Annotated in this window: 16 protein-coding genes; 7 read left to right on the forward strand and 9 right to left on the reverse strand. The window is 54.7% G+C overall.

Features of this window, described 5'->3' with window-relative positions; all coding sequences use genetic code 11:
• Window positions 1–538 precede the first annotated feature (538 nt).
• The 3 genes from C5Y83_RS07220 to C5Y83_RS07230 form a co-directional block, all read right to left on the reverse strand.
• A complete protein-coding gene (locus tag C5Y83_RS07220) occupies window positions 539–1213 on the reverse strand; it encodes a DUF2314 domain-containing protein (RefSeq protein ID WP_105328976.1) in 675 nt (224 codons plus the stop codon).
• 101 nt (window positions 1214–1314) lie between these two features.
• The gene (locus C5Y83_RS07225; RefSeq protein ID WP_105328977.1) at window positions 1315–1749 is read right to left on the reverse strand and encodes a hypothetical protein; all 435 of its coding nucleotides are present in this window, start codon (window positions 1747–1749) and stop codon (window positions 1315–1317) included.
• 138 nt (window positions 1750–1887) lie between these two features.
• Entirely contained in the window at window positions 1888–2832 is a 945-nt protein-coding gene (locus C5Y83_RS07230; protein ID WP_105328978.1) for a DUF1559 domain-containing protein, read from the reverse strand.
• Window positions 2833–3454: 622 nt separating this feature from the next.
• Here C5Y83_RS07230 and C5Y83_RS07235 point away from each other — a divergent pair.
• From C5Y83_RS07235 to C5Y83_RS07245, 3 genes are all read left to right on the forward strand, one after another.
• Window positions 3455–4702 (forward strand): hypothetical protein, encoded by a 1248-nt coding sequence (locus tag C5Y83_RS07235; protein WP_146117684.1) that lies wholly within the window; start codon window positions 3455–3457, stop codon window positions 4700–4702.
• 154 nt (window positions 4703–4856) lie between these two features.
• Window positions 4857–5471 (forward strand): glycine zipper domain-containing protein, encoded by a 615-nt coding sequence (locus tag C5Y83_RS07240; protein WP_105328980.1) that lies wholly within the window; start codon window positions 4857–4859, stop codon window positions 5469–5471.
• 188 nt (window positions 5472–5659) lie between these two features.
• Entirely contained in the window at window positions 5660–7405 is a 1746-nt protein-coding gene (locus C5Y83_RS07245) for a PQQ-binding-like beta-propeller repeat protein (RefSeq protein ID WP_105328981.1), read from the forward strand.
• Between the two features lie 96 nt (window positions 7406–7501).
• Here C5Y83_RS07245 and C5Y83_RS07250 read toward each other — a convergent pair whose 3' ends face one another.
• The 3 genes from C5Y83_RS07250 to C5Y83_RS07260 all read right to left on the reverse strand — a co-directional run bounded on the left by C5Y83_RS07250 (window position 7502) and on the right by C5Y83_RS07260 (window position 13799).
• The gene (locus C5Y83_RS07250; RefSeq protein WP_105328982.1) at window positions 7502–11137 is read right to left on the reverse strand and encodes a M56 family metallopeptidase; all 3636 of its coding nucleotides are present in this window, start codon (window positions 11135–11137) and stop codon (window positions 7502–7504) included.
• Complete coding sequence (locus C5Y83_RS07255; protein ID WP_105329141.1) at window positions 11134–11532, reverse strand: BlaI/MecI/CopY family transcriptional regulator; 399 nt, start codon at window positions 11530–11532, stop codon at window positions 11134–11136. The genes C5Y83_RS07250 and C5Y83_RS07255 overlap by 4 nt, the downstream gene beginning before the upstream one ends.
• Window positions 11533–11831: 299 nt before the next feature.
• Window positions 11832–13799 (reverse strand): fructose-bisphosphatase class III, encoded by a 1968-nt coding sequence (locus C5Y83_RS07260; protein ID WP_105328983.1) that lies wholly within the window; start codon window positions 13797–13799, stop codon window positions 11832–11834.
• Window positions 13800–14284: 485 nt separating this feature from the next.
• Here C5Y83_RS07260 and C5Y83_RS07265 point away from each other — a divergent pair, with 485 nt between their 5' ends.
• A complete protein-coding gene (locus C5Y83_RS07265; RefSeq protein WP_105328984.1) occupies window positions 14285–17101 on the forward strand; it encodes a PAS domain S-box protein in 2817 nt (938 codons plus the stop codon).
• Between the two features lie 32 nt (window positions 17102–17133).
• Here the strand turns inward: C5Y83_RS07265 and C5Y83_RS07270 are convergent, their stop codons facing one another.
• Both C5Y83_RS07270 and C5Y83_RS07275 read right to left on the reverse strand, forming a co-directional pair.
• Complete coding sequence (locus C5Y83_RS07270) at window positions 17134–17985, reverse strand: SMI1/KNR4 family protein (RefSeq protein WP_146117685.1); 852 nt, start codon at window positions 17983–17985, stop codon at window positions 17134–17136.
• A 121-nt stretch (window positions 17986–18106) separates the two neighbouring features.
• Window positions 18107–18895, reverse strand: a complete 789-nt coding sequence (locus C5Y83_RS07275) for a hypothetical protein (RefSeq protein WP_105328986.1) — start codon at window positions 18893–18895, stop codon at window positions 18107–18109.
• A gap of 194 nt (window positions 18896–19089) precedes the next feature.
• Between C5Y83_RS07275 and C5Y83_RS07280 the strand changes: the two genes are divergently transcribed.
• Both C5Y83_RS07280 and C5Y83_RS07285 read left to right on the forward strand, forming a co-directional pair.
• Entirely contained in the window at window positions 19090–19500 is a 411-nt protein-coding gene (locus tag C5Y83_RS07280; RefSeq protein ID WP_146117686.1) for a hypothetical protein, read from the forward strand.
• 68 nt (window positions 19501–19568) lie between these two features.
• Window positions 19569–20291, forward strand: a complete 723-nt coding sequence (locus C5Y83_RS07285) for a hypothetical protein (RefSeq protein ID WP_105328988.1) — start codon at window positions 19569–19571, stop codon at window positions 20289–20291.
• A 34-nt stretch (window positions 20292–20325) separates the two neighbouring features.
• Here C5Y83_RS07285 and C5Y83_RS07290 read toward each other — a convergent pair whose 3' ends face one another.
• Window positions 20326–20913 (reverse strand): RNA polymerase sigma factor, encoded by a 588-nt coding sequence (locus C5Y83_RS07290; protein ID WP_105328989.1) that lies wholly within the window; start codon window positions 20911–20913, stop codon window positions 20326–20328.
• 88 nt (window positions 20914–21001) lie between these two features.
• Here C5Y83_RS07290 and C5Y83_RS07295 point away from each other — a divergent pair, with 88 nt between their 5' ends.
• Window positions 21002–25033: an efflux RND transporter periplasmic adaptor subunit gene (locus tag C5Y83_RS07295; RefSeq protein WP_105328990.1), complete on the forward strand. Its 4032-nt coding sequence runs from the start codon at window positions 21002–21004 to the stop codon at window positions 25031–25033.
• The last annotated feature ends 4 nt before the right edge of the window (window positions 25034–25037 follow it).

A 25037-nucleotide genomic window follows, 5' to 3' on the forward strand; every position in this document is an offset into this window, starting at 1 on the left:
TCAGACCAGCTGTCTCTGACGGATTCCAGATCATCAGATAGCTTCCGGCCTTGTCAATTTCGGAGCAAATTGGCGGACTTGGCTGATCCCACTTCGGGCCATCCACATACACAACTCCCTGTTCTGAAGTGACGAACCGCGCGAAGTCTTCTTCATCTTCCGGGTGCATTACAAAACAGACTTCGCTTCTCATTTGATCTTTGCACTCCACACGTTGAAAGTGGTGTCATATATCGGGACCGCTATTCGCCTATGACCTTCACTAGCACCCTTTTGGGCGCGCGACCGTCGAACTCGCTGCAGAAGATGATCCTAAGCGGCGAAATCCAGTTTGCCATTCGTAATAACGACGACAACTTACCCGGCTCATGACCTGACGCTTCATGTGAGCATGGGCATTGTCTTCGCCTGTTCGATTGAGGGCGCATCGCTGAGTAGACGCATCGAAAGAGCCAGACTTTTCAACCATTTAATGTAGACCTTCTGGAGGTCCGATTCATCATCGTTGATGAAAACAGAGGCCGTATTTTGCATTGCATTACCGATAATGAGTCACGCCGATGTATTCGTCGTACTCGGCACGCTGGTCTTCGGGTAACTGTTGTCGTTGATAACGTAGCGAGTAACCGCCGGAGAGGTCACCGTTGTCATTAATGGCCCAGTCGACGACGTCGTTCTCCGCAATCGTACGCTCGTCACCTACGGCAATGCCCGTCAGCCCTGCGGGCACTTCAAAGAAGGAAGCGACAAAGTTGGCGCCATCGCAGCGAACAACGTGCAACCAGACATAACATGTTTGCTCGTCCGTCTCGATCCGAGTCTTAATCATCGCCGACTTCAGCCCGCTACCATCGGCAGGAAGCGATTGCCGAAAGGTATCAAGGGTTTTTCGGGCGTCGTGGATCGTTTGCTGAAACAAGGCATCTTGGCTGTCGACCAGGTTAACCTGAGCACCTGGATCAAGGTCTGGCTGGCGGCCTAGGTCGCGTCGCAGCATTTGAAAGTCGTACCAGCAGCTTTCTGGCGAGATATCGTTGCCTCGCTTCTCTCGAAACTTGGCCACAGCCTGCGGAGTCATCATGATGCACGTGGCACCGTCACGTATGGCAATGACTTCTTCCAGGGAGAGAGGCGATCCCTTTGAATCCTCGGCACTGAGCAACACAGCACCGAGCTTCGGGATAAACACCGGAATCAACGTGTCATCGGTCATCGATAGAGCTCCAGGAAACGGTCATCAAAGTCGACTTGTTTCCTCGAAGATAACGCACCGAAGCGATGGCTTCCAAGAGATTGAACAGGGATGGTCAGGCTTTAGCTTCCCTTGCCATCCTTCGTCAAAGCAAAGTCGAGGCTTTCCGTCGCTTCGGTAATCGAAGCTTTGAGCGGAGTCAGGTGGGCTGCGTTGTAGTTCGGATGCGTGGTCGTCTTCAATTTGTCACGCATGCCACTAGCGGGCACGCCCTCCAAAACCAACTCTTGACCGACAACTTCGTTTCCGAGAATCATAATGGTCTTTTCTCCCGGCACGATCTCTGCGGAGTATTCCCCACCAGCAATCACGCCGCCCGACGAAGGCGTTTCGCCATCGGTAGCAAGGAAAGTAATCGATCCTTGTTCAACTGGCTTACCGTCGACGGTCACCTTCCCTTGAACGGTGACCGTGTTATTTGACTCGGCGCCACAGCCGGTCAGCATAGTGACGGCGCTCAGGACGACCATTGATACAGCAAAAGGAAAACGAATCATCTTCAATGTCTCGAATCAGGCTTTAGGCGGGACTGAAATAAACAAAGCGCGAACGGCACTTCGCGATAAGAGCGGTCTCGTCATCGAACGAGTTCTACCTTCGATGACGAAACGAGTTTGAACAAGAGAAGCTACGAACTACGGAAGCTGTGTGGCTTCGCCACCACGGCCTGAAAGGGCAGCCCGCCAAATATTTTGCGAAACGGTTTCGGTAACAAAGCGGACCGAACCATCCATCATGCTCACGTTGACACCACCTGGATGGTTACTGCGTGCCGCGATCTGGTATTCCTGATTGCTACCAACCGGCTGGCAAGGCATGCGGCGGTATTCTGGGTTGGTAGCTAATGTCGTCCGCGGAGTACAAGCCCGGCACTGATCTGGCACGTTCGAATTCGGGGTGTTGATCGACATGAAGCCAGGGCTGCCTTCATCGTTCAACATGTCACCGCGGTTGTCGTCCAACTTGCCTGGTGAAGCGATAAGAATCTCGGAAAAGCCAGCGGTATTCGAGGTTCCGTCGACCAGATCAGCAAATCGATACATGTGCCGGACACCAAACGGCGATCCGGTAAAGATCGCTTGATCGGCGGCATTTTGGTGAAGATGCGTGTTGCCCATGTTGGTCACATAGCTACCCATGACGCGCCAGTACTGATCGTTTTGATCTTGAGTGACGTTGACCTTGTCGGAAGGACAGTAATAGCCCGGCACGAACACGCGCTGCGTGGCAAGATTCGGTGCGTCGTGGAACGGAATGTTGAAATCGTATTGGTCCGCTAAAGCGGTTTGTTCGATGAATGGCCACAAGAAGACGGGCCAGGTAACACGTTGATACGTTTGACCGTTCTCGACCTTGCCGCCACTATTCATCGCGCCCAGCGGCATAAAACCTTTGTTGATGTCGGCAAAGTTGTGGGAGGCCAATGCCCATTGTTTCAAATTATTGGTGCATTGCATGCGGCGAGCTGCCTCGCGAGCTTGTTGGACAGCCGGCAGGAGCAAAGCGATCAAGACGCCAATGATGGCGATGACCACCAACAATTCGACAAGGGTAAAGCCACGATGGGTACGTGCAGGCATGGAAAGGCACCTTTGTTTGTAAGAATCCGAGAAAAAGATCGTATACGACGTGACGAGATCAGCATCGTTAAGGTGGGTTGTATCAGGCGGGTTCGAAGGGAGGGGTAATCGCTGGCAGGAGGTCGTTGGCGTGCGATTGTAGAAACTTTACATCGCCCCGGCTAGAGCCATATTGAGGAATGTTGCGTCGTTGAGATAGCACAGTGGTGCTCAAGTCGGCGTTGCAAAGCGTTCATGGATAAGTGATATCTCATCAACTAGCTTGACTGTCGTAGTAAAAAGATGCAAATACTGGCAAATGACGGTGCCATGTTTTGCAAGGGGATGCATGGGGAAACGACGAAGTTTCTTCGCAGATTTTACGGTCGGTAAGCCTGCGTCTTGTACGAAAGAAGGGGTATTTAGGAGGGTGTCGCAACAGAAATCAATTGCATTTCGCATCGTTGTCGTTGGGGTTTTTCTTTTCGGCTTGGATCATGCTTCTGAAATTGTGCTTGGTCTGCCATCGTCGTGGACGTCAGCAATAATTTGGGTGTACAATTAACGAGCTATCTTCCCTCCTTAATAAATCGCCGATTTCTCGCCCAGGACCTGCATGTTGGCTTGGAAAACGAACCACAACTTGTCTTCGCGAATCTTCGGTTGGGCGACCAGCCTCTTGTTGCTGCTTGGGCTAATTGTTCCGACTTACGCTCAGGAGGACATCGAGCAGCTCGGCGCCCATCTGAAAGAGGCGACTGGCGAGGAACTCGTCCAAAAGCTTGGCGCAAATGATTTCGATGTTCGTGAAGCAGCCGAGGCAGAGATTCTCACCCGAGGCGAAGAAATCGTTTCCCTGGTCGAAGCGGCCTGTAAATCGCCCGATCCGGAAGTTCGCATTCGGGCGAACGATATCTACCGTCAATTATCGATCCGTCTACGCGACGAGCGGTTTGAACGTTTCTTATCGATGGATAAGAAAACGGATCTCCCTGGCTGGAAGCGATTCAAAGAGCAACACGGCGATTCCCCGGCGAATCGAAAGCTGTACGTCGAGATGCTGCGGCAGGAGTGGGAGTTGCTGGTCGCATTAGAAGATCAGCCTCACTTGATCGACTATCTGTTTTATCAGCGTGCCAACAAGATGCGTGGCAACTTCCAATTCCCCAATCAAGGTCAGGGAGTTAGTGAAGGAAGTGCGGCGGCCATGTTCCATGCGGCATCGCAGAAAGATGTGCGGATCACGCAGCCCGCCATGGAGCAAATGCGTTTTCTGATGGCCACGCCGCAGCTTTCAGGAAGTTTGCAAGATCCTGAAAACAACAAACCTCTGCTCAGCGTGTTCGATCATTGGCTGAGAGCCAACATCGAGATGGGACGCTTCACGTCCGAAATGCGTTTTGTCGTATTGGCGACTTGCATGCGCGAGCATTTGCCCAGTGGTGTTATCCTCGCTCGCAAGATGCTCGACGATCGATCTAATCCGTTGCGAGTCGAAGAGTTTACCCAGTTTAATGTTGGGATCGATTCCGATCAGCAAATGATGTACGCGATGCTGGCCTTGGCCAAACTGGGTTCGCGCGAAGATCTCAAGATCCTCAAGCCATTCCTCGACGACGAAACCGCAATCGACGCCCACTTGGGAATTACCGATCGTTTCACCACGCAGCTTCGTGATGTGGCCTTGCTTGCCTCAATAAAACTGATGGGCGAAGAGCCCAAAGATTACGGTTTCTCACGCTTGGCGACCGATCCGAGTTTCCTCTACAACGTCCGTTCGATCGGCTTTCTATCGCAAGAAGAACGAACCGCGGCCTTCGAAAAATGGGAACAAAGCCGCAAAGAAGAGACCGAGCCAAAACCGGACGAATCGACTGCCGAGACTAAGTAATCGCCGGTCGAATAGTCTACTGCTAGCGTGCTGGCTGTTCGCATTGACGCGATTGGGTGAAGTTGGCATGATTCGGCCGCCTGTTTTCAGTAGCGCTCCATGGCAACTCTGGACGATACTAAACATGCTAGTGAATCGTTCAAGGAGGAACCCCATGCGCCACGTAGCGCCTCTGCTGCTTTTAGCATCGACCCTATTGGCCGGTAGTGTCGGTTGCCGCTCGCCTTATTACCAAGATAAGTTGGCCCTGATTGGTGCTGGCACTGGAGCACTTGCCGGTGCCGCAATCGGGAATGCCTCGGGGCATTCGGCCGGTGGTGCGATTATCGGCGGTATCGTCGGTGCCACAGCAGGCGGAGCGGTTGGCTCGCACATGGACGAAGTCGAAGCTCGCAATCAGGCCCTTATTCAAGAGCGTCTTGGCCGCAGCGTGGAAGGGGCGACGACTTACGCCGACGTGATCGCGATGAGCAACGCTGGTCTCAGCGATCAGGTCATCACCACACACATTCGTCGTCACGGGGTCGCCCAAGTTCCTCAGGCCCAAGATTTGATTTATCTGAAGAGCAACGGTGTCAGCGACGCCGTGATTGGAACCCTACAGGCACCACCTCCAACGGAAGTCGTCCGAACGGTTGCCCCGCCTCCACCGCGCGCGGTGATCGTGGAAGAATACCATTACGGTCCACATTGTTGGGGACCGCCGCCGCGACGTCATGTGCATCATCACCACCCTGGGGTAAGCTGGGGTGTTTCGTTCAGCAACTAAATTGCCAGTGTGAACCATCGAACAAAACAAATTAGGGAAGCTGTTGTCGCTTCCCTTTTTCTTTGCGCATGCTTAACGCCAACCAATCGTTCTTCCGTAAAGTTCCTGAAACCCGACTCGGACCGCGAGGGGTAAAACAGGTATACTGATGCCGATAGTCCGAAGTTTCCCCCAGCACTGACCAGGCCATGAGCAGCGACCAACCCAACCAAGACGTCAATCCATCCGCCGCGAACCAGAAAACGCCGCGCTACGTGCCACCCATGTGGGTTTGGATCACATCGGTCGTGTTGCTGGTGATTGGCATGATCGGCTTTTTTGGCAGCGAACTCGGCAAAGGCCCACTCGCAGCGTGGTACGATTCCGTTTGGTTTCTGCGTGATGGAGCGATCTGCAATTTGTTTCTCCTGATTGGCGGCTTCTTCGCCTTCTTTATCCCGCTGATGTGGATCACGTTCCGTAGCAGTTGGCCGACCGGAATTCGCCTGCTTCCTTTGGCAGTCGTGGTGCTGATGGTCGGTGGCTTCTTCGCCGTTTTTGAGATCAAAGCGGTCTCCGGTTACACCGTTCCCCGCTTCGGCTATCGCTGGGGGAAAGAACCGGACCAACGACTTGAAGATATCGCTGGCACGGCGCCTGAAGCCGTTGCGGAACAAGATGCGCAAACCGAGCTGTCGCCTGATCCCAACGCCTGGCCGCAGTTCCTCGGTCCCGAGCGTAACAACCGCTTGCCTGGTCCGAAGTTGGCCACTGATTGGGGCGCGAAGCCACCCCAGGAGCTATGGCGAATGCCGATCGGCGCTGGCTGGTCGGGCTTCGCCGTGCAGCATGGTCGCATCTACACTATGGAGCAGCGTGGTGAGAACGAGTTGGTCACCTGCTACGACATCGAAAAGCTCGACGATGCAGGAAAGCCGACGTTGATTTGGGCGACTGGTATCGAAGCTCGGCATTACACCGTAATGGGCTACGCTGGCCCGCGTTGCACTCCCCTGCTCTTCGATGGTCGCGTCTATGCTTCGGGAGCCACAGGCGTTCTCCGCTGCCTCGATCAAGCCAGTGGGAAAGTCGTCTGGCAGCACGATCTGAAGGAAATGTACGGGGTCACTCCCGACGTCGAGACCGCCAATATCGCTTGGGGCCGAGCTAACAGCCCGCTGGCCTATGAACTTGATGATCGCAAGATCGTGATCATTCCTGCCGGCGGTGCTGATTCCAAGAACGAGGAAGAGATGGTTTCGCTGGTTGCCTTCGATGCCGCTACGGGAGAAACGGTGTGGGAAGGTGGCCACCAGCAAATCAGCTATGCTTCACCCTGCATCATTCAAGTCGACGGTGCCGATCAGATTTGTAGTATCAACGAAGCCACGATCACCGGTCACGATCCGGCAACCGGCAAAGAGTTGTGGTCGATGGAGTGGCCAGGCAGCTCGCACGCCAATGCGACCTGCTCGCAAGTTCACTCGCTGGGTAACAACCAGTTCTTTGTCTCCAAGGGGTACGGCCAAGGGGCGCGCACTTTCGAGGTCAAGCCGTCCGGCGAAGATGGCTTCACCGTCGAAGCGTTGTGGGATAACAGCCGCGTGCTCAATACCAAGTTCACCAACGTTTCGATTTTGAAGGACGACATCTTCGGAATTGACGACGGCATCCTTGAAAAGGTCACGATCGGCGAGAAGCGCCCTGAGTGGCGCGAGCGTGGCTTCGGACATGGACAGGTTCTGCTGGTCGGTGATGTGTTACTCGTGATGGGCGAAGAAGGTAACTTGGCTGCCGTCGACACTAGCTCGGACAAGTATCATGAATATGGCCGCCTCAAAGCGCTCTCCAGCGAAGTCGCCGCCACCTGGAACCCACTCTGCCTCTACGGCGACTTGCTGCTCGTTCGCAACGCCGAAGAAGCGGCCTGTTACCAGCTGGCGACCGAGGAGTAGAAGACAGCCTCGCTCGCCATTGACAGAAGAAACTGGGAGGGCGCGTCTCGATGTATTGTCCGCCCCCTAGCGTTTGAGCCAACCAGTAGCAGCCTGTTATTCACCCGGCTCAATCACCAGCATCCGCACTTTGCGTTTCTCCTTCACAAATTCCAGCCCTGTCTGGGACGAGATAGTTGCTAACACCAGGTCCGGATCATGCGCCATCTGTAGTTCGACCGGGGTGGCCGGACTCGGAGCATGAAGGCGGAACGAGACATTCTGTTCCGGCAAGTTGGTCGCTTCGATGACGATCGGGACGTCAATCCAGCGTCCCAGCCATTGATTGAAGAGCTGGAAAGTGCCCGTTCCTCCCCCGGCCCCGCCATCAGGAAAGGCTTTCGCGCCGAAGATTTCAATCGTATCGTACTGAGAGTAGGCGTGGCGCGGGGCATCCTCTTTCGGTACGAACTCCGGCAGCGGCTTGAACTTGTACTTTCCTTTCATGACGTAGACCTCCCGTTCCTGATCCTCGAAACGCATCTTCACGTTCAGCTTCAACTGATCGTTGAAAATGGTGCTCAGTTCTGGCAAAAGCTTCTCACCTTTGGCCTCCGGGCGCACGACCCAGTCGCCAGTTATTTGGGTTGATAGGAAGTCGCTTGGTCCTGCGATGTTTTGTGGATAGATATCGAACATCGTCTCCACGATCGAACCGATGTGCTGGCCACCGAAAACCATCCGCCAGCTTTCCAGGTTGCCTTCGCTGTAGTGGAACGTCAGCAAATCGGGGCCAGCGGGAATCGACTGATACTGGGACGGATGGGCGGCTTTGTACCACTTTGCCCGCGAATCAGGAAACGGTGGGGCAATCCGTTTGATATTCTGGTCATCATCAAGTCGATAGCCTGCTTCGATCATCGCTTGTAAATAAGGTGCGGCTTCCTGTTTGAGTTTCTTTTGCCGCTCGGCGAACGAGAGTTTCGCGTCTTTGGGTTTCTCCTCCTCAGGCGACTCTTGCGGATCTTCCGCTTCCTTGTTCTCTGCCGCCAACGCGACAGCATCGTTCAACTCATGAAATTTGCTGGCCACATCGTGCAGCGAACCATGTGCGGCGACTCGGCCTTCGGCGTCGAGTACGACGCAGTAGGGATACATCTTCACTGGGTAACCACCGACCAGGTCTTCGTCTGACTTGGCCGCGGCAAACGTTGGATAGACATGCGCGCCATCTTGGATGGCGGCAGCGATGTCATCCGCTGGCGTCCCTGGCGGATGAATGCCGATCACTTGCCCTTTTTTCGCGATTTGATTTAGGATTGCGTAATCGTTTTTGCAAGGACCACACCACGCCGCCCAGAAGTGAACCAGCGTCGGCTTGCCACTTAGCTGCGGCTGCTCGCCCAGCCACTTGCCATCCGTTAAGGGAGGCGCGGCCTGACCGACTAGCTTTTGCATGGGGACTTTCAGCTTATCGATCAACTCCTGGCTTTTCTGTAGTTCCAGCTGCTTTTGTTGCACTAGGTGATCGATTTCCGCTTGAGAAATGTCGTCTCGCCAGTCGTACTCGATAACTGCATCGGCAACCCGTTGGTCTTGTACAAAGTCACCCGTCTGCGGTTTCAGTTTTTCTATCCGCTCGGTGAGATCGACATCGGTCGTACACTTCTTCACACGACTCTCGCAGCGGATGTAAGCATACTTTCCCTCGCCTTCTTTGCTGGTGTGGCAAACGATTCGATCCTGGGTGAAGGGATACCAAGCTCCGGGAGAGATCTCTTGATAGTCACCGAACTGGACAAAACAGGAAGCGTTGGCCATGTGGTCGAAATTGGCCTCAAAAAATGCTTCGCCCAATTCGTCGATTTCCGCAGATGTCAGCTGTGATTTTTGTTGTCGATACCACGCATAGTAATCTTTCGCCGAGGGAAACATTTGGCCTGCGATCTTCTTCACCGCTGGATGCTCATGCACCAAGTCACTTTTGCCACCGTAGTACACGTAATAGAGCGCGGCATGAATCAGTCCCGTTTTGCGACCAATCCAAAGCCGTTCCGCGCGCCCCTTCGATTCCACAATGTCGCATGTTTCACCTCCCATCTCCTCTTGACCCAGATGACGATAGGTAACGATGGCAGGATCGACGCGATTGTGGCACGTGTTGTGATAATCGTTGTCACCCCACCAAAACGTACGCGGTGTCGCTTGAATGAATTGATAAGCAAGGGGAGAAGAATGTTGCCACGACTTTTCGAAACTGGGTAGTCGAAAGAAGCGAGCTGGACGCGTGCCCGACCGTTCCTGACACCATGCCTCTTTCGAATCGTAATACCGTACGGCGTACCAATCCGATCCTCCATCGTTATCTCGCGAGTTTCTGTGGGAGAGGGATTCACTCAAGACACGAGTGGCATCCCAGGCCAGTAGGTTGTCAATGTTGACCCACTTCTCTTCGGCGACCGGCTCTGTCAGTGCGCGGCGGAGGTTTTCAAGGGACACGACCTCTTCAGCCGTCATGGTTGCCACATCACCGTTGCGGTAATCGATCTGACTGTAAAACCGGGGCAAGCGGTCGATCGCTCTGGCTTTCGCATGAGCCGCTATGGCCAGCTTTGTTGCCTGTTCGTCCGAAATCGTGGACGCATCGTCCTCGGCGGAAGCTTCGGACGTTTGCAACGCGAAGATCGTTGCCAGTCCTACCACAACCAAGAGTACCAGCATTGCTCCGGCGGCTTGTGGCGAACGCGAAGGTTGGCCGGTCAGGCGACGGATGCGCTGCAGCAGCGAGCCTCCACTGGCAGCAATCGCCAACGGTGTGCTGCTGCGGAAGGTTTCAACCGCCAGAAGGGCCTCGGAATATGGTAGCGGACCATGACAAAGCTCGGCCGCGATCGCGTCGCAGCAGCATTCCCGCTCTTTCCGAATCTGGGCCGAGGCCCACCATACGGCCGGATGAAAGAACAGGACTGTTTCGGCCAGGTTTTGTAGCAGGTTAACCGCGTAGTCGTAACGGCGAATGTGGGCTAGTTCATGGGCCAAGATCGCTTCGAGTTGTCCCGGCGTCAGCCCACTGACCATTTCCGTCGGAACTAGAATTACCGGTCGCAGCCAGCCCAAGACCATTGGCACGGTAATCGCCGCCGACTGTCGCAGCGACACCGAACCACGAATCCGCAAACGTTGACGCAGCCGCATGAGCGGTTCCTGCCAGCGAACCTCTTCGATTGTATGGCCAGTGCTGCGAAGCTGTTGTACGGCGAACCAATTCACAGCCAGTCGCAAGGCGAGTAACGCGACGCCCACCGACCACACGAGTACGAATCGATCAAGCCACGGGGCCAGGCCGACGGATAGCCATTGTGCCCAAGATAATTCGTTGTCTGTGGGAGCGGTAAATGTTCCTACACCGATCCGCTCCATTTCGATCGCAGGTGGAACCTCCGTCAGCGAGGCGGGCTCAATCGAACGATCCTCGATGGGAACGGGTTCCGCAGAGGGTTCTGAAGCTTCGAGAAGTTTGGATTCTTGCACCACAGCAACCACTGCTGGTTGCGCGACTTCCCAGGCGAAGGTCAGCGTCGCAATCGCCGCCATGCTGGTCAACGCCGTGCAGGCAATCAGATAACGCAGCTGTGCACGGGCATACGGCACACAGGCCAGCGCCAGAAGCAAGACCACCCCAATCACGGTGCCTTGCCACAGGAAGTGAATCAACGTCCAGCCACAGGCATCGAGAAGGTGATCGATACTCATTTCTTAGTTCCCTTTTGTCCTTTGGATTCCAGGTCGTCCAGCAGTTCGCGGATGGCTGCCAGGTCTTCTTTCGAGGCATGTTCGTCGGAAAGTGCCTGCATGACCATCTGTGCTGGTGAGCCCGCAAACACGCGGCGTACGAAGTCTCGGAGCAGTTGCCGCTGGGTTTGCTCGGCGGCGATCGCGGCAGAGTAGATATGCGATCGCTGCGTTTCATCACGCGTGACGAGACCCTTATCAAACATCTTCTGCAAGATCTTAAGGGTCGTCGTGTAGCCGGTCGCCGAATCTGGCAACGCGTCGTGAACTTCACGAACCGTACTCGGCCCGCGTTGCCACAACACACTCAACAAAACGAGCTCAGCCTCGGTCGGTTTGGGGAGTTTCTTCTTCATGCCTGGCATGATATACGACGCGAGTCGTAGATGTCAACGACATTTGTCGTAGTTTGTGAGAATGAAAAAGATTTGTAAGGAGCAACCGCAGACAACAGGGACGCGTACGGTACCGTCTTGTCGCACTTCAACTTTCGCCGAGAGTGCTATTTACGGTAGCCTCTTTAGACTGCCAAGAGTGAGAAGCGTATCCGTATCGGGGTGAAGCCGAATGGCCAGACATCCTTGAGCTCAAATCCGCGCCTATTGGTGTCATCCGCAATTAGCCTCTTCCTCACGAACTTCACGCAGCATAACGCCTACCCAGAGACCTTCATCGGGCGTTCGTGAAGGCGATTGGTTTGGTACGCTTCGATGAGGCGTTCCAGCATTTCGATGCGGTAGCGGATACGTTGGCCTCGTTCGGTATCGCGGGTATGTCTGGGGGAAGCGAACTCCCGAATGCTTTGGACTTGCGGGATGATGTCGACGCCATCTCGGATGGCTGCATCGACCGATTCGAAGTGACTGTGTTGGGCCAGCACGATTCGGCCTGGTTCCAGTACCAATGTATAGCCGAAGTCTCCGTAGGCTTCGGAAAATGCCCCATCGATTGTGATCGCTTTGCCGCTCCGCTTCAGCGGCGATTCGCCAGCTTCGACCTTTACGGGCACGTGGCCGTTAACGATGAGCCCACCTTCGGGATCCATGCCGAACTCGGCGAGGACCTTATCGCAAAAATCGACCTCATGAATGAGCGAGAAGTAGGCGTCTTTCGATTCGTGGTGCGACGATTTATCGGCAATGAAGTCACGCTCGAGTGTGGCGATGCGGTCTTTCCCGAACAGGGGCGAACGCGGCCCGCTCCACAGGTACCAGAGGAAGTCGAGGTCGGGTTCGTCCGAGTCGACTACCGCGCGGCGAACGACTTTCTCGATCTCTTCGAACATCGCGCGCCCGGAGAGAGAACGTCCATCGATTTCCAGCGGAAGGAAGTTCCCTTCTTCGTCGGTCGGCACGCAGCCATGGAAGATCAAGCACTCGTCACGCTTCAGATACATCGATCCGTAGCCCACCAGAAAACGCATCTGCTCGCGTAGCTTCTGGCTGTTGAGGAACGAGTTCTTCAGTGCCGATAAGCAGGTCGCTTCCTCTGGCGTCAATTCGTACGGGTTGTCGGGATTGACGGTGGGAAAGTTGGTGTCGCGTAGTTCGTACGTCTTGCCATCGATTTGGATTGTGCCCTGGGCATGGTCGATCCGATGCATTAAGCGGCGATGATCGAGATCCCACTGCGGGTTCCGCTCGATCATCTTTCCTTCCATCTTGAACTGGATGATCGCGATCGCCTTTTGCATGCGGGCCACCACTTCCCGCGGACGCATCCCCTCCCCTTTAGGCATGAAGCGCTCTGCCGGGTCGTCGGCGTAAACGGTTCGGGCTAAGTGTTCCAGCGGCGTGAGCGGTACGCTGTAGCCTTCGTCCAGCTGACCAATCCGGCGATACCGTAGTGAGATACGAAGCACGGTGCAAAGCGCCGCTTCATGTCCCAGCGAGGCCGCCAACCACAGCACATCATGATTGCCCCAGATGAACTCCACATTTGGCTGCAAGCGAAGATAGTCCATCACCCGGTCACCTCGCGGCCCACGATCCCACAGGTCGCCTGCGATGATCAATTCGTCCACTGCCAGGTTACGAATTAACCGTCCCAGCAAGTGAATCAAATGCAGCGCGCGATCCCGTCGAACCAGTTCATCCAAAATGGCACCCACGAACGCTGGCCCCCGCTCGGTCGACGGAGCGTGCATCATTTCCAGCAGCAGTTCGCGGTACTCGGCGGGAAACACATTGGTTGCCAGACGCAGGCTGAAGTTCGAGACGAGGAACCGCAGCAGCTCCAATTGCGGCATCAACATCCGCTGGGCATAGGCCCGGATTTCATCCGGCTCGGTGACCGTTTCGCCTACGCGCTGGGTGACTTCGGCCGGGTAGAAGATCAGGGTCAAAAACTCTTCCTGTTCGGCTTCGGTCAGTGTCTCGGCAAACATCTCCTCGACTAGAGGGCGGAGCGTTCCCGAGGCGTTGTTAATCACGTGCTGTAGTTTTTTATCTTCGCCATGAATATCGCTTATCACATGGACGACCCCCTTGGGGAGCGTTTGAACCGCGGCCAATCGTGCTGATTCGGCGATTGCCGCGTCGATGTTAGGAAACTGTAAAGCCAGTAGCTCGATAAGCGAGAGATCCGCTTCGGCCCGTTTGAACGAATGAGACGACGATTGCACGGTTAGACTTTGGCCTACTACACAGAAAGATTCGAGAAATCGACCAACTGCACGCTCCCTTTCCGGAATCGCGCACAGTTCTGGCGCACACGTAACATGCTACGATGACGGCAGTTTACGAAGATTCGTCTGGCGATACAAATCTTCTTCTCGCGGGATTGGAAAGGAAGGCGACCTTGCCGGTTAAGTGGCGGAACTTGGGTGCTCGGGAGGGATCGCACTTGCTTTAACCGAGGAAGTCGCGGCGGAATTAGGAACATCTTCGATCAATCGCGGTAAAGTTCGGAATAACCGTGTTTAACCGCAACTTTCACCCTTCTTGCGTCCGAAACCCCCGTGTAGGATTTACCAATCCGGCAACCACTGGCTAAGATCACCCAAAGTGGTCAACTACCACAATTCAAACGTCCCCCCCAGACATCTTTCGGCCCAGGCCGCCGGGATTTGTACGGCCAGTGGCATAACGGGAGCCTGAGATCTCTGATATGGCGGATGATAGTCTGCAGGAACAATTCGACGCGTTAAAGCGTCAGCTCGCCGAAACTCAAGCTCAACTTACGTCGCTGCAGAATGATCTCGTTGCTCGTAAAAGTGACGTTTCGCACCAGTTGGCCGAGAACGAACTTCTTCAAGTCACCCTGGAATGCATCGGCGATGCGGTCATTACGACGAATGAACAGGGCGAGGTCGAGTTTCTGAACCCCGTTGCCCAACAGTTAACTGGCTGGTCCAACGACGATGCCCGGGGCAAACCGCTGGAAACGGTGTTTGTTATCCAGAGCGAGGTAACCGGTCTTCCTGCGGAGAATCCGGTCAGCCGCTGCTTACGAGAGGGACACGTCGTCGGCTTGGCAAATCATACAATTTTGATTGCCAAGGATGGGCGAACGTTTCCAATTGACGATAGCGCTGCACCCATTCGCGACCACCAGGGAAAGGTTCGCGGAGCCGTGTTGGTCTTTCGCGATGTTACCGAACGTCGCCAGGCGGAAGAAGCGATCCGCTCGGCCCGCTCGCGATTGAATACGACCTTGGCCGCTGGCGAGATTGGAACTTGGGAATTCGATATCTCCTCCGATCGGGTCGATGCCGACCAGAACATGGCCCGCATCTTTGGCGTCAGCGACGAGTCGGCCGACGGAGGGCCCTTCTCAGAGTTCGCCGCGGCTATCCATCCGGACGACCGGGAAGAAGTCGCCGCGAAAATTGCCAAAGCCTTAGAGAATGACAACTCGCTGGAAATGTCCTGCCGCGTGATCAACGCCGAAGGCGAAACACGCTGGTTGATTGCTCGTGGTCAGGTCGAACGAGATGAAAATGGAAAAGCAGTTCGACTTCCAGGCGTGGTGGTCGACATCACTGGCGAACGTCGTGCAGAACAGCAGCTGCGCGTCAGTGAGTCCAAATGGCGACTGGCCCTAGAAGCGGCCGGGATGGGTGCCTGGAACGTCGACAAACGCACCAACACGCTTACTAGCGACTCTCGGTTTAACATGATCTACACCGGATCGCCGAAACAAATCAATCTCGAGCAGGCGTACGAGGCGATTCACCCAGACGATCGCGACCGCGTACGCAGTCTAGTGGCGCGCGCCGTAGACCGAGAAAATCCCGAAACCTACGCAGCCGAGTATCGAGTAGTTCATCCCGATGGATCGATCCACTGGGTTTATGCCAAAGGGCGGGCAACGTTCGAGCATTATGGCAGTGAGAGGTCGCTGATCAGCTTTGATGGAACTGTGATCGATATCACCGATCGCGTGCAGATCCAAGAGAAGTTGCGGGAAAGCGAGACACAATTCCGCCAGTTGGCCGATGCCATTTCGCAGCTGGCATGGATGGCCGATCCTGATGGGCACATCTATTGGTACAACGATCGTTGGTATCAATACACCGGCACGACCAAAGAAGACATGCTCGGCTGGGGATGGCAATCGGTTCATGACGAGAACGTGTTGCCGAAAGTGCTGGAACGCTGGCAGGCGTCCATCAAATCAGGCAAGCCGTTCAGCATGTCGTTTCCACTTCGCGGGGCCGACGGTGTTTTCCGCCCGTTTCTCACGAAGATTATGCCTTTGCTCGATCAAGCGGGCAACGTCACGCGTTGGTTTGGTACGAATACCGACATCAGCGAACAGCACGAGCTACAAGAGGAATTGCGACGCGTTGCTGCCGAGCTTTCCGAATCGGATCGTCGCAAAGATGAGTTCCTCGCGACCTTGGCGCACGAGCTACGAAATCCGCTATCGCCAATCAAGTCCGCGACGCAATTGATGCGGTTGATCGATAACGACCCGGACCAGTTTCGCGAGCTCAGCGAATTGATCGATCGTCAGGTCGTGCAAATGGTGCGACTGATCGACGACCTACTCGATATCTCCCGCATCAGCCTCGGCAAAATCGAGTTGAAGACTGAGGCATGCGATGTCCGAAGTGCCATTCGCAGCGCCTTGGAATCGGCGACGCCGCTGATCGAAAACTTGGGACACCGGCTACATGTGGACATTGGCGAATCACCGCTGCTGGTGCAAGGCGATTCGACCCGTCTCGCGCAAATCCTGATTAACCTGCTGAACAATGCGGCGAAGTACACCGAACAACCAGGCGACATTTGGCTGACGGCAAAGCAAGAGGGAGACGAGGTTGTCGTCTCGGTCCGCGATAATGGAATTGGCATCGAAGAGCATGAACTGGCTCGCGTGTTCGAGATGTTCCATCAGGTCAAAGAGAAGCAGCAGCATGGCCAAAGCGGATTGGGAATTGGTCTGTCGCTCGTGAAGTCGCTGGTGGCGCTGCATAAGGGATCGGTTGAAATCCGCAGCGAAGGGGTCGGGCATGGCTCGACTTTCATCGTCCGCCTCCCAGTTCTAGTGGAAGGAATGGAGACCGCCAAACTACCAGCATCCGGATACGAAGAAGCCGGAAATGGCCGTGCCGTCCGCGTGCTTGTCGTCGAAGACGCGCGGGCCAATCGTGCGATTCTTGTGCGTCTGCTTGAAAAGCTTGGTCACACCGTCGAGCAAGCGGTGAATGGGCTGGATGGCTTGGACAAAGTCGAAGCGTTTCGCCCCGAGGTGATCCTGACCGATATCTCGATGCCGATGATGAATGGTATCGAGATGGTTCGTAAGATTCGCGAAACCGATCAGCAAACGGTCATCGTCGCCATGAGCGGCTACGGCCAAGCGACCGACCGCGAGGTCGCCAACGCCGCTGGCTTCAACGGATATATCGTCAAGCCCGTCGATATCCGCGACCTGGAGCGAGTATTCAGCGAACTGCTGGATCACGAAGCGAAATAGGCCGAGTGGTTTCAATCCAAGTTCACCACGACCTAAGCGTCCACGACCTCAGCGTGCTCGCCAAGCAGGCCAAGTAGTTCCTTCACGCACTTCTTTCGCTGCGACTTCGTAACGTTGATTCGTAGCATCGGATGCCCCTTCTTACGCAAGTCACACTTCGGTGCGTATCCGTAAGTCAGATTCTTTTCGACCGCCAAAAAGGCTGGTAAATCTGTTTCCTCTAGGCCACCGGCAGCGCGGCGATAGTTTGGCCATTCCCATGCGGGTGGCAAGGCGACCTGTGAGTACATAACCCCCTTATACTTGAACACTTTGCATCCCACTGACTTCAATAAGATCGCGAGTTGTTTTCCCCGCACCTTGGGCGAATCGAGCGCGATGGTTATCGGATCGTACGGATCTTCCGGCGCGGTCAGCATGTTCAGAAACTCGTTCAGCGAGCTCGCCACAAACGCGATGCCATCTTCCGGATCGTCCACGTCAACATGATGGGGTGAATAGAAGAGCCAGATCTGCCCAACACGAGGACCAGAGTGAAACGTGAGCAGTAAATCATCCGAAGACAACGCCGCCACCGGTATCGCGTAACGTGGCAAGTAATCGCGGAATCGCACCATGATGCTCAAGCAGTCGATACTTCGGTCAGGCCCAAAGGGACTTGGGTCAAGTCCGAAAAAGCGGTCGAGGCACATGACTTCGAGTTCGTCATGGGGCCGCTCCCAACGAAAATACTCCTGATCAGGCCGACCGCCATTCGACTTCTTCAACAGCTTTTGGTGCTCTTCGGTCAGGCGTAGCTCGGAAGCCCAATAGTTGAGCTCGGCCGTCGTGAGAGGCTTGCCCGCGTGTTCGAACTTAAGCCGCGGCATCGAATGCTTCTTCATAGTCTTTTTCGAGTTTCGCTTCGACTTGGCCATGATGTGGGACATTCGTGAGAGGAATTCGAAGGGAATCGCGGACGAACTTTCACTGCCTAATTTGGATAACCGTCTATCGATTGTCAATTCACTGGCCGCGACGCACCCACTCGTCCACGTACTGCGAATACGCTTCCCAGATTTCCGGAAAACGGGTGACGTTCGGGATGTGGTTCACTTCTAAGAGATGCGGTTGTCCGTCCGGCGTGACAATGTAATCGTTCGCCGCGATCTCCAAGCCCAACGCCTTTGCGACTTGCCGGGTATCGCTTACCAAGCTTGGGTCGGCTTCAATTAGCTGGGCCGTGGGATGGTGGATCGACTTCAACCAGCCGTCCCCTTCCAGCTTGATTTGCCATGCTCGTTCGCCAATGACGACGACACGCACGGCGTCCCCCGCAAGGAAAGGTTCAACAATCGCCACTTCTTCAGCTTGCCACTGGCCATCGAAGACTTGCTTGTTCTCGCCGCAATGGAAGTTTCCCCATTTCGCTACCCGCGGCTGGTCGGTGGTAAAGGTCGCGCCCGCCGAAACAAACCCCCGGTTCGGCGCAGCAAACTGCGAGACCTGTAGGGCACGAACTAAACATGGTAATTTCAAGCGACAATCCATCATCGCCCGCGCATCTGGCAAACAACGGCCTCCCCACAACGCAAGTCCCGCGATCAAGTCGTGATCGTCCGCGAAGATGCCATGAAACACCACATCGGAAACAGGCCGATAACCAAACCCGCTCAGCGCTTCGACCAGCAGCTGGCCGTCCCGCACAACGATCTTGGGCAACGTTTCGTAACAAACGATCGGCGATTCTATCCGAGCGCGGAACCAGTCATTCTGAGGTTGATCGAGGCCAATGAAGCAAATACGGCGTGACATGTTTGTTACACAAAGCTAAGAAAGTGAGACGATTGGTTGGAATTAAGGCGCATACAGTTTCTCCGACAAGGTTTCGTAAGCTTTGGTTCACCGGAATAGGTTAGGAGGTTGCATCAGCTTTGCATAACAACGCAAATAGGCATGTCTCAATGCAAGACTGTTTCACTTCAGCGAAAACGAAATGGAGAAATGGCATGAGCAAACTGCGATGTACCTGCGGGAATATTATCTCGGATACGCTAAGTCCGAGTGATGTCTCAGGTTGTCTTTTATCGGATATTTGCATGGATGAATTCTTTATCTCGATTTCAAGAATCGTCGATAGCTACGTTCAGCATTTTGCTAATGACGACGTCGAGAGTTGGCGACGAGAACATTTGGGCGACGGCTACCCAACCACCGTCTCGCCAGGGGACATGATTCACGACCTACTCGTGACTCAGTTTTTGGATCTTACACTCGCGGCCGTAGAGTGCGACGAATGTGGGCGACTATGGTTTCAAGAGAAGCCCAACACCAATCGTTATCATGCTTACGTTCCAGAAGTTGACGCGGAGAAACGGACGAAGAAACTTGGCGATTTCAAGTCGCAAGATGAACGGTAGCTGAACCTCAAAACCATTTATACTAATTTGTCGCACCGTCCTAACCGAGTCTGATGTCCAGGTAAATCATGTGGCCCTTTCGACGCAAGAAGCCGACCCCACCGAAATCGGAATCGCCGCCGGTCTATTGTCTGCAACCACAGATACCGGATCTTCCCTCTGGATTCGGCTACAAGAACACCTGGTGGGCATTCCCAACGCAAGACACCAGCGCAGTGGTCGCTGCCATTGAACTTCAAAATCCGCAGCCTGCGAACTGGCAAACCGGCATCCTGCATGCTTACCAGCAGTCGGTGTTCGTGGCACCGCCGATCGGTAAATGGACGTTCGTGGCAGGCTTTGATCTGCCCCCGAGTAGCACGAATGCACGCCAAGAGGTGATTGATCCGCTCCTTCAGCTGAGTCAGGTCTTCGGCGAAGCTCAGGCTTTTTCTACCCACCGAGTGGTCGGCTACAATGTCTGGGCTAAAGCGGTATCGGGACAACTCATTCGCGGCTTTGGCTACCTCGGCGAGTCAGGCGAAACCTTCTGGGACGAAGGCGAGATGACTCCGGAAGAACACAATCTAGGCTTCCGCTTCTTCGACGAACGTTTACCAGAGGCGGAAGACGATTCCTACTGGGATCGCGAAGATCTTAGCTATCCCGACGAGGATCACGTCATGCAAATCGCCGCAGCTTGGTCGATCTCTCCGACAACGCTCGATTCATGCCATTACCAGAAGCCACAATTAGGGGTGCTCGGCACGACTGCGCGACGGCTGGATGAGGTAAGATCACGTCGAGACTGAGCGTCAAAACTCGGGTCGCAAATCCGAATGCTAGTTAGCCCGCATCCCCCAACTGTTCACGCAGACGTCGCAACACACGAGAGCGATATTTGCGAACGGATGCTGGGCTGATCTCGAGTTCCTCGGCCACTTGTCGAGCAGAGATCGAGTCGATCGTGGTTCGCCAGAACGCTTGCCAGGTTTTCGTTTCAAACTCGTTCTGCACTTGCGATAATGCTCGGTGCAAGAGTTGATTGAAGTGGAGATCATCGGTTGGTTCATCCGCCTCCGCCAAGTCGGGCAGTGCTTGCATCGCGGCAAGCCCTTCGGTCCCACCGGTCGCGTCGGCATGCTGGCCTTCGCGGCGGAGCGAATCGATGATCTTATTGCGTGTAATTGTCCACAACCACGCACGAAAGCAGCCAGTGGTACCGGTCGGGGTAAATGAGCCGAGCGACTTCAGCACGGCAAAGAAAACCTCCTGCAAGCAATCATGAATCGCGGCCGGCTGCAAACCCTTTCGCCGACACCAATAGGCGATCAACGGCGAATAGAGCTCGACCAATTCCCGCCAGGCAGCCGAATCGTCGTTCCGCACGCGAAGGATCAAGCTGGGACTGGTCGATTCCGACGAGCGAGCCATCGGGGAAACTCCAAGAAAAGACGTGTCACACCTGCAGCGATCTTGATAATAGTAACACGTATCTTTTTATTTCCTAGGATGTTCCAACATGATCGCAGCCCACTGTCCAGATCTTGACGATCTGCAGAAGTATCTTTCTGGTAGATTGGATAGCATCGCCGCCGCTGACCTGGAAAGCCACTTAGATCAGTGCGAATCGTGCGAACAAACAATCGATCAGCTCGAAGCCGAGTCCGATTCGATGGTCGAAGTGTTGCGGAAGTGGAAGTCCTCGGATCGAGTAAGCTCCGTAGATGCTAGTCCAGAAATCGCCGCGGCCCAAGCGTTCTCGGCGAACCTGGCCGATCGCCTGAAAGTGGCCAGTCATCTGACAATGGCTACATCGCCGACCATCGGAGCTTATCAACTCATTCGTCTCCTCGGACGTGGTGGGATGGGAGCCGTGTACCTGGCGCGGCACCGAAACCTCGACAAGCAGGTTGCCATCAAGCTTCTGCCAGCCCTTTCCGCCCAACAACAAGATATTGTCGCCCGTTTTCAACGTGAGATTCGCGCTTCGGGTCAGCTCGATCACCCTGCGATCGTCCGGGCGACCGATGCTGGCGAAGTTGATGGAATCCATTTCCTGGTGATGGACGCTATCGACGGGCTTGATATCGGCCAGGTATGCCGAAATCTTGGACCACTATCGTTTGCCGATGCTTGCGAAATCGCCCGTCAGGCCGCCGTCGGCTTAGCGTATGCCCATGGAAAAGGGATTGTTCATCGCGACATCAAGCCATCGAACCTCATGCTCGACGAGAACGGCCAGGTGAAGATCTTAGACTTTGGCCTGGCGCAGATGTCACTGTGGAGTGACGAAGCAACGCAGCTCACGACCGTCGGTCAGTTGATGGGAACGCTCGATTACATGGCCCCTGAACAGGCTGAAGGAAGCGAACTGCCAGATCAACGGGCCGATATCTATGCCCTGGGTGCAACGCTCTATCGTCTGCTGACTGGCCGCCCTCCCCTGTGGGCTTCCCGGGCAGGAAGTCCGATCGAGAAGTTACGTCTCATCGCCAGCCACGATCCGCCGCCGATCGAATCCATTCGCGGCGATCTTCCTCCTGCTTTGACGCAGCTCGTGATGCAGATGCTCGCTCGCGATCCTGAACAAAGGCCGCAGTCGGCGGAGGAAGTCGCCGAGCGTTTGGCTCCGTACTGCGATACGTCAGAACTAAATCGCGTAATTAAGACAGCACGCGATCAATCTCCGGATGCCGACGGACATTCCGAATCACCCAGCGCGATACCTCGACCTATCAAATCGCAGCCGCCGCACAACATTTGGAAATGGACCACCCTGGCCGCATGTTTGGCACTGCTAATTCTCGGTGCCCGGTTTACCCTCGACACCTCCAAAGGCCAATTGATCATCGATTCCAAAGACGCCAACCTGCACATCCACCTTCGCCGGGATGGACAGGCCTATCGTGACTTGGAAATCCATCCCGGCGTTCAAGTCACTAAGCTATACGGCGGCAATTACGAAATTGTCCTCGATCAACCTAGTGATAATATCACCATCTCGCGGAAGAAGTTCAGCATTAGGATGGGGGAAAAACTCATTGCGACGGTTCAGGAAAAGCCTGGAGAAGTGGTCGCAGTAAACGAGCCCCAACCTGCTGAAAAGCCCGCTGCGGAAGCGGTGAAAGTCACTGCCAAACGTGTGAAAGTTGCCGCGGTCGAAGCAAAGACGGTCAGGGTTCGTTACCTCTATCTGGGCCGTCTCCAAGAGCGTGCTTTGGGATTCTTGACCCCGAACCGAGATGGCGTAGTCAAGGATTTGAATGTTCACCTTGGGCAAGAGGTGAAGAAGGGAGACCTGATTGCGGAAGTTGTTTCGGCCGACAACGAGAAAGAAGCTATCCAGGCTCCCTTCGATGCCTTCGTGATTGGGTTGAAGGTTGCCGAGGGAGACCAGGTGAAAAAGGGAGATATGCTGATGCTGTTATCCGCCAACGGTCCGGCGATCGTCAATTTCGATATTTCTCCAGACGAACGTCTGCTGTTTGTGCAAAGCGTACTCAACGGCGATACGAAAATGGAGCTCGTGTTTGAAAAAAACGAGAAGAAGTACGACCACGCGGGAAAGTTGACGAAGGTTGACGGGAAGGTTGACTCGCATGGAAACATCGAACTGCAAGCCGAATTCCCCAATCCGGAAGGAAAGGTTGGGACGGGAACAAGGGCGTGGATCGAGATCAACCCAACGCTCGAAAATGTCACCCTAGTCCCGAAAGAGGCCGTGTTCCGGAGGGACAATCGAACCTGCGTGTTGGTTGTGGACGATCATCAAATCGCTCACCTGCGTGATGTTACCGTAATGAATCCATGGGAGGATTGCTACGTCATTAAGTCAGGAGTAAGAGTCGGTGAGCAAGTCATCGTTGATGGCATCGACCAGGTCCAAGATGGAGAAAAGGTGGTGGCACCTACCACAACAGCCGATCGGCCAGTTGCCAAGACCATCCAAGTCGGAACCGTGGAAGCTCAATCGGTGACGATCACCAATCGTTACGTCGGAGAAATTCAGAAGCGAACGGTCGGATACGTTGAGGCGAAAGTGGACGGGACGGTCGATCAAGTTTACGTCACGACAGGGCAGAAGATCCGCAAGGGAGATTTGATTTTCGAGACCACATCGGCCGAAAGCTCAAGTGATCGTGACACCCCTGCTCAAGACCCCAACAGTGCGATCCAAGCGCCGTTTGATGGATTCGTCTGGGGCGTGAAATTCAAGAAGGGAGATCGGACCAAAAAAGGAGATAAACTGATCATCCTGTCCGAAGCTGGACCTGGGGTTGTCGACTTCAACGTTCCGGCGAGTCGACTGGAGGAGATCATCCGGTGGGATTCGAACAACGAGTTAAAGCTGTCCCTGATGTTCTCGAATGGAAAGAGGTACGACCTGCCTGGAAAGCTGACTACGATCGACGGCGAAGTCGAACTTGCATCTGGAAATGTTCACCTGCAAGCCGAGTTCCCGAACCCTGATGGGAAGATGAGCATTGGGCAATCTGCAACGGTGCTTTTGGCACACACCATGAATGATGCCCTGGTCGTTCCACAGCGAGCCACATTCGAGAAAAGTGGCAATCACTACGTATTTGTCGTCGACGATCAGGGAATTGCTCATCAACGCGAGATCTTCGTCGAAAGTGAAACGGAAGACAATTTCGTCATCGCCTCTGGTATCCGCCAAGGCGAGCAGATCGTCTTGGATCGCGTTCGCGAGGTGCGCGACGGGGAGAAAGTTGCGGCATCCATTTCCCAGTTACCCTTCAGCGACCCGGCGAAGGTTGCCCGCGTCGAATCGAAAACGGTCACCATCGAACATCAGCACGTGGCATTGGTGAGTGGGCCAAAGATTCACAGTATCCCATCACCCGCCAAGGGCCGCTTCGATAAAAAGTATTCTCGTACTTTTCAGAGCGTCAAAAAAGGAGAACTCCTTTTCACGTTTTCTCCGACGACGGAGGATGGCGAGAATGCGAGTGATTCCAAAGATTCGATCATTGAGTGCCGAGCTCCGTGCAACGGGATCGTGATCGATCATACAACGCCTGCGAGGCAAGACTTCAACAAGGGAAACATTCTGATGAGCGTCACCGAGCATGGTCCGCTAATCGCCGACTTCCATGTAACGGATTCAATACACGAGGCGTACCGAGGACAACGTGATCTGAAGATCGAACTTCAGTTTGAGGATGGCAAGACCTACGGGGAACTTGGTCAGCTTGAGCCAAACTTCGAAACGCTTAGCGAAACAGCACAAGTCATTATGCATGCCAGCTTCGAGAATCGCCGGGGAAGTTCGTTTCACGCGCGGCCTGGAAAGATCCATATCAGCAAAACGTTCAAGGACGCCACGGTCGTTCCCCAACGTGCCACCTTCGAGCAAGATGGCAAACGGTACCTCTTCGTGGTCGACGATCAAAACGTAGCCCACCGGCGTGAGATTGAAGTCAAGGGCCAAACCGAAGACCAGTTCGTCATTGCGTCCGGCGTTTCCGAAGGGGAACAGATCGTCGTCGACGATCTTCTGCAAGTGCAAGATGGGCAGAAGTTTCGCTAATTTT

The sequence above is a fragment of the Blastopirellula marina genome, assembly GCF_002967765.1.
Lineage (GTDB): Bacteria > Planctomycetota > Planctomycetia > Pirellulales > Pirellulaceae > Bremerella > Bremerella marina_A.